This is a genomic window from Streptomyces sp. NPDC052052 (genome assembly GCF_040680455.1).
GTDB lineage: Bacteria > Actinomycetota > Actinomycetes > Streptomycetales > Streptomycetaceae > Streptomyces.
Map to the genome: position 1 here is coordinate 302604 of NZ_JBFAWU010000004.1, position 12893 is coordinate 315496.

Annotated in this window: 9 protein-coding genes; 6 read left to right on the forward strand and 3 right to left on the reverse strand. The window is 70.2% G+C overall.

What is annotated here, in order from left to right; translation table 11 throughout:
• Positions 1–28: 28 nt before the first annotated feature.
• The 3 genes from AB0L71_RS07210 to AB0L71_RS07220 all read right to left on the reverse strand — a co-directional run bounded on the left by AB0L71_RS07210 (position 29) and on the right by AB0L71_RS07220 (position 2818).
• A complete protein-coding gene (locus AB0L71_RS07210) occupies positions 29–433 on the reverse strand; it encodes a DUF6191 domain-containing protein (RefSeq protein WP_365239003.1) in 405 nt (134 codons plus the stop codon).
• A 30-nt stretch (positions 434–463) separates the two neighbouring features.
• Positions 464–1636: a PQQ-dependent sugar dehydrogenase gene (locus AB0L71_RS07215; protein ID WP_365239006.1), complete on the reverse strand. Its 1173-nt coding sequence runs from the start codon at positions 1634–1636 to the stop codon at positions 464–466.
• 189 nt (positions 1637–1825) lie between these two features.
• A complete protein-coding gene (locus AB0L71_RS07220; RefSeq protein ID WP_365239008.1) occupies positions 1826–2818 on the reverse strand; it encodes an aldo/keto reductase in 993 nt (330 codons plus the stop codon).
• 132 nt (positions 2819–2950) lie between these two features.
• On the opposite strand from AB0L71_RS07220, the gene AB0L71_RS07225 reads away from it, so the two are divergent.
• From AB0L71_RS07225 to serA, 6 genes are all read left to right on the forward strand, one after another.
• On the forward strand, positions 2951–3901 hold the full coding sequence (locus tag AB0L71_RS07225) for a 2-hydroxyacid dehydrogenase (RefSeq protein ID WP_365239011.1): 951 nt from the start codon (positions 2951–2953) through the stop codon (positions 3899–3901).
• Positions 3902–4272: 371 nt separating this feature from the next.
• Positions 4273–7110, forward strand: a complete 2838-nt coding sequence (locus AB0L71_RS07230) for an EAL domain-containing protein (RefSeq protein ID WP_365239013.1) — start codon at positions 4273–4275, stop codon at positions 7108–7110.
• A gap of 217 nt (positions 7111–7327) precedes the next feature.
• Entirely contained in the window at positions 7328–9184 is a 1857-nt protein-coding gene (locus AB0L71_RS07235) for an acetolactate synthase large subunit (RefSeq protein WP_365239016.1), read from the forward strand.
• A 22-nt stretch (positions 9185–9206) separates the two neighbouring features.
• The gene (ilvN, locus tag AB0L71_RS07240) at positions 9207–9734 is read left to right on the forward strand and encodes an acetolactate synthase small subunit (protein ID WP_365239019.1); all 528 of its coding nucleotides are present in this window, start codon (positions 9207–9209) and stop codon (positions 9732–9734) included.
• Between the two features lie 113 nt (positions 9735–9847).
• Positions 9848–10849: a ketol-acid reductoisomerase gene (ilvC, locus tag AB0L71_RS07245; protein WP_365239022.1), complete on the forward strand. Its 1002-nt coding sequence runs from the start codon at positions 9848–9850 to the stop codon at positions 10847–10849.
• A gap of 274 nt (positions 10850–11123) precedes the next feature.
• Positions 11124–12716, forward strand: coding sequence for a phosphoglycerate dehydrogenase (gene serA / locus AB0L71_RS07250; RefSeq protein ID WP_365239024.1), 1593 nt, complete (start codon positions 11124–11126; stop codon positions 12714–12716).
• Positions 12717–12893: the final 177 nt, after the last annotated feature.

Consider the following 12893-nt stretch of genomic DNA (forward strand, 5'->3'; position numbering starts at 1 on the left):
CTCCGTCCCCCGTCTCTCCCGGGCCTGCTCAGGGCCGGGCGTCCGGCCCGGCCTCGGCAAAGGGGTCCGGCCCGGCCTCCGGACCGCTCGGGGACGCGTCCCCGGCCTCCGGCCCGGCAGGCTCCTCCGGGATGTCCTCGGGGACGCCCCGGATCTCCCCGAGGCCGTCGTCGACCGCGTCCGGTTCCGGCGCCGCGGCGCGGTCCGCCCCCGGTGCCGCCACCCGGTCCGGCGCGGCTCCAGGGGCCTGCCCGGGAACGGGACCGTCTCCGGTGCCGGGCGCCCTGACGACCACCTTTCCGGAGGCCAGGTCGATCGGTCCGCGCCCCGGGTCGCCCACACCCAGGTCCACCCGGGTCAGCTCCAGCCGCTTCTGCTCCTCGGCTGCGTGCTTGCGGCCCGGCGCGAAGAGTTCCTCGAAGAAGTTGAACACCGCCGCACGCCCCTTCACCTGCTGTCGCCGCTACCGCACCTTCAGCACCAGGATCCGGTCGTCTCCCGGCTTGGGGGTGCCGCGGGTGTCCGTATTGCTCGTGACCAGCCAGAGCCGGTCGCCGCCTGCGGCGAGTACCGTGCGCAGCCGACCGTACTTGTCCTTGAGGAACGACTGCGGGGCGGCCAGAGGTTCCCCGTCGGCCTTGCCGGACAGCGGAACGCGCCACAGCCGTTCGCCGCGCAAGGCCGCCATCCAGATCGAACCCTCGGCGAACGCGATTCCGCTCGGGGACGCCTCGGAGGTCTTCCACTGGGCGACGGGGTCGATGAACCCCGGCTTCCCCGCCTTGCCCTCGGCCTCGGGCCAGCCGTAGTTCCCGCCCGGCACGATCCGGTTGAGCTCGTCCCAGGTGTCCTGGCCGAATTCGGACGCCCACAGTTGCTTGTGCTCGTCCCAGGCCAGCCCCTCGACATTGCGGTGACCGTACGAATACACCACGGAGTCGGCCTCGGGATTCCCGTGCAGCGGGAGGCCGTCCGGGGTCATCCGCAGGATCTTGCCGGCCAGCGACTTCTTGTCCTGGGCGAGACCGCCGTCCCCCGTGTCGCCTGTGGTCGCGTACAGCATGTGGTCCGGGCCGAAGGCGATCCGCCCGCCGTTGTGGATCGAGCCCTTCGGGATGCCCCGCAGAATCGTGTCCGGGGCGCCCAGCAGGTGTCCTGGCGTCGTGCCGTCCTCGTCGTACAGCATGCGCGCGATGCGGTTGTCGGACGCGGTGGTGAAGTACGCGTACACCAGGTGGTCCGAACCGAAGGTGGGGGAGACCGCGATGCCCAGCAGCCCGCCCTCACCGCCGGGCGCCACCCCGGGCACGGTGCCCAGCAGGGTCTTCTTGCCGTTCTTCCCGTCGACCCGGGTGATCGTGCCCCGGTCCCGGGAGGAGACCAGCAGGTCGCCGCCGGGCAGCTCCGCCAGCCCCCATGGGGAGTCGAGGCCCTCGGTGAGCGTGGAGACCACCGTCACCGCGCCCTTCGCCGGCGGCAGGGAGACCGAAGCGGACGGCGAGGCCGACGGGCCCGAGGAGGCGGGGGTGGGCAGGGACGGCGACGGCAGCTGCCCCACACCCCGGGTACCGCCGGAGCCGTCCCCCGGGGAACATCCCGCGGTCAGCAGCAGCGCGCCCGCGGCCAGAGCGGCCACCGCTCCGGAGCGGACGCCCCGCCGCCCGCGACGATCCGCGGGGCCTTGTACAGATCCGAACAGAACACCGCGCACGACACCGGTCCCTTCGACGACCACCCGACCCCTGTTCTTACACCGCAGCCCCGCCCCGGGTTGCGGATGTCCGCCACATTTCTCGACCGGTGATCACGGAGGCGGGGCCGGAGTTCAGTCCCACGACCCCTGTGCCGCGGGCAGCCGGGCGATCTCCATCAGGTCCTGGGCGGTCAGGACCAGGTCGGCCGCCCCCGCGTTCTCCACCGCCCACCGCTCCCGCTTGGTCCCCGGCACCGGCACCACATGCGGCCCCTGCCGCAGCACCCAGGCGAGTGCCACCTGCGCGGCGGTCGCCCCGTGCCGCTCGGCGATCCGGCGCAGCCCGGCCACCAACGGCTGGTTCGCCGCCATCATCTCGGCCGTGAAACGCGGATGCCTGGCCCGCAGATCGTCCGGCTCGAAGCCCTGTCCCGGGGTCAGCGTGCCCGTCAGATAGCCGTTCCCCAGCGGCATCGCCGCCACCAGGCCCACGCCCCGCGCCGAACACCACGGGAGCAACGACTCCAGTGCCTCCCGTGACCAGACCGAGAGTTCCGCCTGGACCGCGCTCACCGGAAAGACCTGCTGGACCCGTTCCAGCTGACGGATCGTCTCGTCATACATCCGGGTACCCGGACGGCGTGAAGCCCGCGCACCGACCGCACAGAGTCCCAGCGCTCGCACCTTCCCCGCGGTCACCAGCTCGGCCATCGCGCCCCAGGTCTCCTCGACGGGCACCTCGGGATCGGCCCGGTGGAGCTGGTAGAGATCGATCACATCGGTCTGCAGCCGCCGCAGCGAGGCATCGCAGGCCCGCCGCACATAGCCGGGCCGGCCGTTGGCGACGATGTGCTGATCGCCCACCAGCAGACCGCACTTGGTGGAGACGAAGGCATCGGAACGGCGCCCCTTCAGCGCCCGCCCCACCAGCAGCTCATTGGTGAAGGGGCCGTACATGTCGGCCGTGTCGAGCAGTTGGACGCCCGCGTCGAGCGCGGCGTGCAGCGCACGCGACGCACGGTCACCGCGTTGCTGCGACGTGCTGTACGCCCAGTTCATCGGCATGCACCCAAGACCGACCGCACCCACGGCGAGCGCCGCCGCACCGAGACTCCTGCGCTCCAACTCCCCGAACCCTCCCTCAGGTCCCGTGACGACAGGACCCCGGCCCCGCCCTCACGGGACCGCACCGACCCCAAAGTAACCTCTGCCGCCCACCGCCCCTCGCGCAGCCTCCGGAGGGTTAGCCTCCTGGCCATGACTTCGACCAGGACGCCCGCTGTATGGATGCCGTTTCCCGCCGAGGGTTTCGACGGACTTCCCGAGGGTTTCGACTACCACGTCTGGGACGGCGAGCAGGACTACCCGGCCGACCCGGCCGACTGCGCCTTCTATGTCGTGCCGTACATGAAGGCCGCAACGATCGTGAGCCGGCCACTGATGGACATGACACGTGTACGGGTCGTGCAGACGCTCACCGCCGGCATCGACCATGTCGAGCCGGTGCTGGACCGGCTGCCCGCCGGGGTACGGCTGTGCAATGCCCAAGGGGTCCACGAGGCGTCCACCGCGGAGCTCGCGCTGGCCCTGATCCTGGCATCGCTGCGGGGCTTCCCCGGGTTCGTCCGCGGCCAGGACGAGGAGGAGTGGAAGGCCGGCTTCTATCCCGCGCTCGCCGACAAGTCCGTGCTGATCGTGGGGTACGGGTCGATCGGTTCCGCCATCGAGGACCGGCTCGCGCCCTTCGAGTGCGCGCGGGTGGCGCGCGTCGCGCGCTCGGCACGGACCACAGCACGCGGACCGGTGCACCCACTCGACGACCTGCCCGCACTCCTGCCCGAGGCCGATGTCGTCGTCCTGTCCACCCCGCTGAACCCTTCCACGAAAGGGCTGGTGGACGCGGATTTCCTCGCCGCGATGCCGGACGGGGCGCTGCTCGTGAACGTCGCGCGGGGCCCGGTCGTCGACACCACGGCGCTTCTGCGCGAGCTCGAGTCCGGCCGACTGCGCGCGGCCCTCGATGTCACCGACCCGGAACCGCTGCCCGCCGGCCACCGCCTCTGGCATGCTCCGAACGTCCTGATCACCCCGCATGTCGGGGGCAGCACGTCGGCGTTCCTGCCGCGCGCCAAACGTCTGGTGGCCGGACAGCTCAGCCGTTTCGCCGCGGGGGAGCCGATGCAGAACGTTGTACGGACCACCGGCTGACCGCAGCGCGGGTCACACTTCGGGACCATATGACTGCGCACTGTCGCCGAAGCGCTCTGCGTCGTCACTGAGCGTAGATAAGCTATGTCCCTGTGTGACCGGTTTGGTGTATCGTCCCGCAAGGGGCGCTGCGCCGAGGAGGGGACTGCGCCGGGGAGGACGCGATACGCGAGGGGGCGACGGGCGATGCACGGCAGGTGGTCGAACGAACCGGACCGGCAAGGCGGCCGGCGGCGGCCGGGTCCCGTTCCGGGCTTTCCGACCCCTGCCCGCAGGGCGGGCGCCGGGGCACGGCCGGGACACCCGGAGCGGAGCCCCGTGAACCACCGGCGGCAGCCACGCCCCGAGACCGCCGGGCGAGGAACGTTCCGGTGAGCGCGTCGGCAGGTTCCAACAGGGCGTCCGTCGCCCGGCGGCCGACCGCCGGTGGCGCATCCGCACTGATCACCCAGATCCTGCTCGGCCTCGTCTGTGCCGGGTACGCGGTGGGGGCGGCCCTGGGCTGGGGATCCACCCAACTGGCGCTCGTCATGGGAGATTTCGGTCTCAGTGCCGCCGCGCTGATCGCGGCCGTCTCCTGCTTCCGCTACGCGCGGTCCGGCGAGGGCCGGTTCCGGCCTGCCTGGCTGCTGTTCTCGCTCTCCTCCCTCATGGCCGCGGCGGGTAACGCGGTCTGGGGCTGGTACGAGGTCGTGCTCGGCCGCCAGATGCCCAGCTCCTCCCTCGCCGACGCCTTCTACCTCTGCTTCGCACCACCCGCCATCGTCGGGCTGCTCGTCCTCGCCAAACGCCCCGTCACCCGGGCCGGATGGGTCTGTCTCGTGCTGGATTCCTGGCTGATCGGCGGATCTCTCCTCACGCTCTCCTGGAGTCTCGCGCTCGCCCACACCGCGCAGCTGGTGGACGCCGAGGGGGCGAGCGTGGCCCGGGCGGCGCTCGCGCTGGCCTACCCGCTGCTCGACATCGTGCTGGTCTCCATGGTGCTGGCCCTGCACTTCCGACGGTCCAGCGCCCACCGCCCCGCGGTGAACACCGCCGTCGCCGCACTCGCGCTGACGGTCCTGTGCGACACCCTGTTCGCCTCCCCGCTGCTGCGCCAGAGCTACCACTCGGGCCAGTTGCTGGATGCGGGCTGGTTCGCCGGTTCGCTGCTCCTCGCCTACGCGCCCTGGGGTGCGAACGGTGCGGCGGACGAATCCCTCCCGCCACCGGGTCCGCCGCGTTCGACCAGCCGGCCCATCGCGGGGTCGCTGGCCGCGCTGACGCCGTATCTCGCCGCCGCCGTGTGCACCCTCGGCATTCTGTACAACGTCATCGAGGGCCGCCGGGTGGACCGCGTCGTGGTCCTCACCGGCTGCACGGTGGTGCTCGCCCTGGTCGTCCGGCAGGGCATCATGCTCGTCGACAACATCGCCCTCACCCAGGAGCTGGCACAGAAGGAGAATCACTTCCGTTCCCTGGTGCAGGGCTCCAGCGACGTCATCATGATCGCCGCCCCCACCGGGGTCCTGCGCTATGTCAGCCCCGCAGCCGCGGGGGTGTACGGACGCGAGGCCGAGGAACTGGTCGGTGCCGAGCTCGCCTCGATCATCCACCCCGACGACCTGGGCCGGGTGGTCCATGAGCTGCGCCGGTTCCTCGCCGCCTCGCCGTCCGACGAACCCACCACCCGGATCGAGTGCCGCTTCAGATCCGGCAGGGGCGACTGGCTCAATGTCGAATCCACGGTCAACCGCCATCAGGGCGGGCTGATCCTCAACAGCCGTGATGTGACCGAACGGGTCCGGCTCCAGGCCCAGTTGCGGCACAACGCCGAGCACGATCCACTCACCGGCCTGCCCAACCGTGCCCTGTTCACCGAGCGGGTACGCCAGGCCCTCGGCGGCCGTCGTTCCGGCGACCCCGGTACCGCCGTGCTCTTCATCGACCTCGACGGTTTCAAGGCGGTCAACGACCGCCTCGGCCACCAGGCCGGCGACGAACTCCTCGTCCAGGTGGCCCGCCGCCTCCACGAGTCCGTACGGTCCGGTGACACCGCCGCCCGCCTCGGCGGTGACGAATTCGCCGCCATCATCCTCGGCGACGGCATCCGCGACCAGTCGGCCCAGGAGTACCGGATCCACGAGATCGCCGACCGGCTGCGTCTCACCCTCTCCCAGCCGTACCCCGTCGGCGCCGGCGAGGTCCGGGTCGCGGCCTCCATCGGGGTCGCCTTCGCCGAACCCGGCATCACCCCGAGCGACCTCATGCGCAACGCCGATCTCGCCATGTACCGGGCGAAGGCGGCCGGCAAGGACCGCGTCGTGCTGTACGCCCCGCAGATGCAGGCCGAGGTCGTGCGCCGCTCCGAACTCGCGACCCGGCTGCGCACAGCCCTGCGGGACGGCGAGTTCGCCCTGCTCCACCAGCCCGTGGTGCATCTGGACAGCGGCGCCGTCGCCGCTGTCGCCGCCCAGGTCCGCTGGCGCTCCGCCCAGGGCCTCCTGTTCACCCCGGCCGAGTTCCTCCGCATCTCCGAGGACGGCGACCGCACCGCCGAACTCGGCCGCTGGGTCCTGGAGGAGGCCGTCGAGCAGGCCGCCGACCGGTCCAGGTCCGGTCACACCGTCTCGGTCTCCGTGCGGCTCCCGGCCCGCAGGCTCCTCGAAAAGGGGACGCCGTTCGACTCGGTCGAGGCGCTGCTCACCCGGCACGGGCTGCCCTCCGGCGCTCTGATGATCGAGGTCGCCGACAGCGACCCGCGGACCTCCGTCGACGAACTCGAACCGCGTCTCGTCGCACTGCGCCGGCTCGGCGTCCGGATCGCGCTCGACGGTTTCGGCAGCGGCCATGCCGCGATCAACGCCCTGCGGCGGCTGCCGATCGACGTACTGAAACTCGACCGCGGACTCGTGGAGGGAGTCGCCGAGTCCGCCCGGGTGCACAAGATCACCAGCGGCCTGCTGCGTATCGCCTGCGACCTCGGCATGCAGTCCGTGGCCGACGGGGTCGACGGACCCGAGCAGGCCCTCGCGCTGCGCGCCATGGGCTGCACCCACGGTCAGGGACTGGCCTTCTCCGGGCCGCTCGACGAGTACCGGCTGCGCCGCGTCCTGGCCCACGGCGCGTTCCCGGTCCCCGGCGGCACCCCCGCCCAGCCGGCCCTGTCCAGTGGCTCGATCCCTCTGCTCGGCGGCTCACATGTTGAGACGGCTGTCCCACCTACTTGACATGGCGCATGCGCCGGAGAGAGGGTCATTGCCATGCGCACCCGAATCCTCGTACTTGGAAAGCGCGTCGGCTGAAGCAGAGTCCCTCCTCGACACTCTGCAGACCACACCCGGCGCGCTCCCCTCGCTTGCCTCACGGCACGAGGGGTTTTTTGTTGCACTGGTACCAGGCAAACCCTCGTAAAAAACCCGCAAGAACCTCAGCTTCGAGAAGAGAATGCCGATGACCGAGCAGGCCACCGGGGCCCACCATCCCCAGCCGCGGGCCCGTAACGGCGGATCGTCCTCCGCCACCGTTGAGCACGTCACGGGCGCGCAGTCCCTCATCCGCTCCCTCGAGGAGGTGGGGGCCGACACGGTATTCGGCATTCCCGGCGGTGCCATCCTTCCCGCGTACGACCCGATGATGGACTCCACCCGGGTCCGCCACGTGCTGGTCCGCCACGAGCAGGGGGCCGGGCATGCCGCCACCGGCTACGCGCAGGCCACCGGCAAGGTCGGCGTCTGCATGGCCACCTCCGGACCGGGTGCCACGAACCTGGTCACTCCGATCGCCGACGCCAACATGGACTCCGTCCCGCTGGTCGCGATCACCGGCCAGGTCGCCTCCAAGGCCATCGGCACCGACGCCTTCCAGGAAGCCGACATCTGCGGCATCACGATGCCCGTCACCAAGCACAACTTCCTGGTCACCAGGGCCGAGGACATCCCGCACACCATCGCTGAGGCCTTCCACATCGCCTCCACCGGCCGTCCGGGCCCCGTCCTCGTCGACATCGCCAAGGACGCCCTGCAGGCGCAGACCACGTTCAGCTGGCCGCCCACCCAGGACCTGCCCGGCTACCGCCCGGTCACCAAGCCGCACGCCAAGCAGATCCGCGAAGCCGCCAAGATGATCACCCAGGCCAAGCGCCCGGTGCTCTACGTCGGCGGCGGCGTCATCAAGGCGGGGGCCACCGCCGAACTGAAGGTCCTCGCGGAACTCACCGGAGCGCCCGTCACCACCACCCTGATGGCGCTCGGCGCATTCCCCGACAGCCACCCGCTGCACGTCGGAATGCCGGGCATGCACGGTGCGGTCACCGCCGTCACCGCGCTGCAGAAGGCCGACCTGATCGTCGCCCTCGGAGCCCGATTCGACGACCGCGTCACCGGCAAGCTGGACAGCTTCGCCCCGTACGCCAAGATCGTCCACGCCGACATCGACCCGGCCGAGATCGGCAAGAACCGCGCCGCCGACGTCCCGATCGTGGGCGACGCGCGCGAGGTCCTGGCCGACCTGGTTCAGGCCGTCCAGGCCGAGCACACCGAGGGGCACGTCGGCGACTACAGCGCCTGGTGGAAGGACCTCAACCGCTGGCGCGACACGTACCCGCTCGGCTACGAACTGCCCGAGGACGGCAGCCTCTCCCCGCAGCAGGTCATCCAGCGCATCGGTCAGCTCGCCCCCGAGGGCACGATCTTCGCGGCGGGCGTCGGCCAGCACCAGATGTGGGCCGCCCACTTCATCAACTACGAGCAGCCCGCCACCTGGCTGAATTCCGGCGGCGCCGGAACGATGGGGTACGCGGTTCCGGCCGCGATGGGAGCCAAGGCCGGCGCGCCGGACCGTACCGTCTGGGCCATCGACGGCGACGGCTGCTTCCAGATGACCAACCAGGAACTGACCACCTGCGCGCTCAACAACATCCCGATCAAGGTCGCCATCATCAACAACGGCGCCCTCGGGATGGTCCGCCAGTGGCAGACCCTGTTCTACAACCAGCGGTACTCCAACACCGTGCTGCAGTCCGGTGCGGACACCGAGGGAATCCCGGCGAAGGGCACCCGCGTCCCGGACTTCGTCAAGCTGTCCGAGGCCATGGGCTGCTACGCGATCCGCTGCGAGGACCCGGCCGATCTGGACAAGGTCATCGAGGAGGCCAACTCCATCAACGACCGGCCCGTCGTGATCGACTTCATCGTCCACGAGGACGCCATGGTGTGGCCGATGGTCGCCGCCGGCACCTCCAACGACGAGGTCATGGCCGCCCGCGGGGTCCGCCCCGACTTCGGCGACAACGAAGACGACTGAGAGACAGAGAGAGACCGACTCCATGTCCACCAAGCACACGCTCTCCGTCCTGGTCGAGAACAAGCCCGGTGTCCTCGCCCGGATCACCGCGCTGTTCTCCCGCCGCGGCTTCAACATCGACTCGCTCGCGGTCGGTACCACCGAACACCCCGACATCTCGCGCATCACCATCGTCGTCAGTGTCGAGGACCTGCCGCTCGAGCAGGTGACCAAGCAGCTCAACAAGCTGGTCAACGTCCTGAAGATCGTCGAACTGGAGCCGTCCGCTGCGATCCAGCGTGAGCTCGTCCTGGTGAAGGTCCGCGCCGACAACGAGACCCGCTCCCAGATCGTCGAAATCGTCAAGCTCTTCCGCGCCAAGACCGTGGACGTCTCCCCGGAGGCCGTCACGATCGAGGCGACCGGCGGCGCCGACAAGCTGGAGGCCATGCTCAAGATGCTGGAGCAGTACGGCATCAAGGAGCTGGTCCAGTCCGGCACCATCGCGATAGGGCGCGGCGCACGCTCGATCACCGACCGTTCGCTGCGCGCCCTCGACCGTTCGGCCTGATCCGACACGCCGGGCACCGCCTGCTCGCCGCTCGTATGGCGAGACTCGAAAACGTATCTGACGCACCCCGCCGTACGGTGGGACGCAACACCTGCACACCAAGGAGAGACCCAGTGGCCGAGCTGTTCTACGACGACGATGCCGACCTGTCCATCATCCAGGGCCGCAAGGTCGCGGTCATCGGCTACGGCAGCCAGGGCCACGCCCACGCGCTGTCGCTGCGTGACTCGGGTGTCGACGTCCGTGTCGGTCTGCACGAGGGCTCCAAGTCCAAGGCCAAGGCCGAGGAGCAGGGCCTGCGCGTGGTGAGCCCGTCCGAGGCCGCCGCCGAGGCCGACGTCATCATGATCCTCGTCCCGGACCCGATCCAGGCCCAGGTCTACGAGGAGTCCATCAAGGACAACCTCAAGGCCGGCGACGCCCTGTTCTTCGGTCACGGCCTGAACATCCGCTTCGGCTTCATCAAGCCGCCGGCCGATGTCGACGTCTGCATGGTCGCCCCCAAGGGTCCGGGCCACCTGGTCCGCCGCCAGTACGAGGAGGGCCGCGGCGTCCCGTGCATCGTGGCCGTCGAGCAGGACCCCTCGGGCAACGGACTGGCCCTCGCCCTGTCGTACGCGAAGGCCATCGGCGGCACCCGCGCCGGCGTCATCAAGACGACCTTCACCGAGGAGACCGAGACCGACCTGTTCGGTGAGCAGGCCGTCCTCTGCGGTGGCACCGCCGCCCTGGTCAAGGCCGGTTTCGAGACCCTGACCGAGGCCGGCTACCAGCCGGAGATCGCGTACTTCGAGTGCCTGCACGAGCTGAAGCTCATCGTGGACCTCATGTACGAGGGCGGCCTGGAGAAGATGCGCTGGTCCATCTCGGAGACCGCCGAGTGGGGCGACTACGTCACCGGCCCGCGGATCATCACGGACGCCACCAAGGCCGAGATGAAGAAGGTTCTCGCCGAGATCCAGGACGGCACCTTCGCCAAGAACTGGATGGCCGAGTACCACAACGGTCTGCCCAAGTACAACGAGTACAAGAAGGCGGACAGCGACCACCTCCTGGAGACCACCGGCCGCGAGCTGCGCAAGCTCATGAGCTGGGTCAACGACGAGGACGCGTAAGTCGTACGCTGTCGGGGGCGGGCCTGTTGGTCCGCCCCCGACGGCATCCCCTGTTCCACCGCTGGAAGAGGCGGCGCCGTACGTGTGTACAAGTCGTCCAGCCCCGTGTGGGTGATCCTTCCATCGGGGCGCAGAATGCGTCCTGGCGCATGACTACACTTCTCCACACATACACGCGTCAGGCCCACAGTGTCGTGCGTCTTCCACGCGGCAAGCCCCTCCACCGCCTGCGGCCGTCGGGACGGCCGTCCGCTTTGGACTTGTGAGGACTCACGTGAGCTCGAAACCTGTCGTACTCATCGCTGAAGAGCTGTCGCCCGCCACGGTCGACGCCCTGGGGCCGGACTTCGAGATCCGGCACTGCAACGGCGCGGACCGCGCCGAGCTCATTCCCGCGATCGCCGACGTCGACGCCATCCTGGTGCGCTCCGCGACCAAGGTCGACGCCGAGGCCGTGGCCGCCGCGAAGAAGCTGAAGGTCGTCGCCCGGGCCGGTGTCGGTCTGGACAACGTCGACGTCTCCGCCGCCACCAAGGCCGGCGTGATGGTCGTCAACGCGCCGACGTCCAACATCGTGACCGCCGCCGAGCTGGCCTGCGGTCTCCTGATCGCCACCGCGCGCAACATCCCGCAGGCCAACGCCGCCCTCAAGAACGGTGAGTGGAAGCGCTCCAAGTACACCGGCGTCGAGCTGAGCGAGAAGACCCTCGGTGTCGTCGGTCTCGGCCGCATCGGCGTCCTGGTCGCGCAGCGCATGTCGGCCTTCGGGATGAAGATCGTCGCGTACGACCCCTATGTGCAGCCCGCGCGCGCCGCCCAGATGGGCGTCAAGCTCCTCGCCCTGGACGAGCTGCTCGAAGCCGCCGACTTCATCACCGTGCACCTGCCCAAGACCCCCGAGACGATCGGCCTGATCGGCGACGAGGCGCTGCACAAGGTGAAGCCCTCGGTGCGCATCGTCAACGCCGCGCGCGGTGGCATCGTCGACGAGGCCGCGCTGGCCTCCGCGCTCAAGGAGGGCCGGGTCGCCGGCGCCGGGCTCGACGTCTACGCGAAGGAGCCCTGCACGGACTCCCCGCTGTTCGAGTTCGACCAGGTCGTCTGCACCCCGCACCTCGGCGCCTCCACGGACGAGGCCCAGGAGAAGGCGGGTATCGCGGTCGCCAAGTCCGTGCGTCTCGCCCTCGCCGGTGAGCTCGTGCCGGACGCGGTCAACGTCCAGGGAGGTGTGATCGCCGAGGACGTGCGTCCGGGCCTGCCGCTCGCCGAGAAGCTCGGCCGGATCTTCACCGCGCTCGCGGGCGAGGTCGCGGTCCGCCTCGACGTCGAGGTGTACGGCGAGATCACCCAGCACGATGTCAAGGTGCTCGAACTCTCCGCGCTCAAGGGCGTCTTCGAGGACGTCGTCGACGAGACGGTGTCGTATGTGAACGCCCCGCTCTTCGCACAGGAACGCGGTGTCGAGGTCCGCCTCACCACCAGCTCCGAGTCGCCGGAGCACCGCAATGTCGTCACCGTACGCGGGACGCTCTCGGGCGGCGAGGAGGTCTCGGTCTCCGGCACCCTGGCCGGCCCCAAGCACCTCCAGAAGATCGTGGCCGTCGGCGAGTACGACGTGGACCTGGCGCTGGCCGACCACATGGTGGTGCTCCGCTACGAGGACCGCCCGGGTGTCGTCGGCACCGTCGGCCGGATCCTCGGCGAGGCCGGTCTGAACATCGCGGGCATGCAGGTCTCGCGGACCGACGCGGGCGGCGAGGCCCTGGTCGTGCTCACCGTCGACGACGACGTCCCGGCGTCGGTGCTCGCGGAGATCTCCACGGAGATCGGTGCCGCTTCGGCCCGTACGGTGAACCTCAGCGACTGACGAGGCACCGCCTCGCGCACCCGGCCCCGGACGCACGTTTCGTACGAGCGTCCGGGGCCGGGTGCGTGCGTTTCGGGGGAGGGGGAGGTACCGCGCTGACAAGGGCGTGCGACACCGTGGCTGTCTCCGGTACGGATCCCGCGCCCCCATCCGCTACCGCTGCGGCTCCTGCTACCG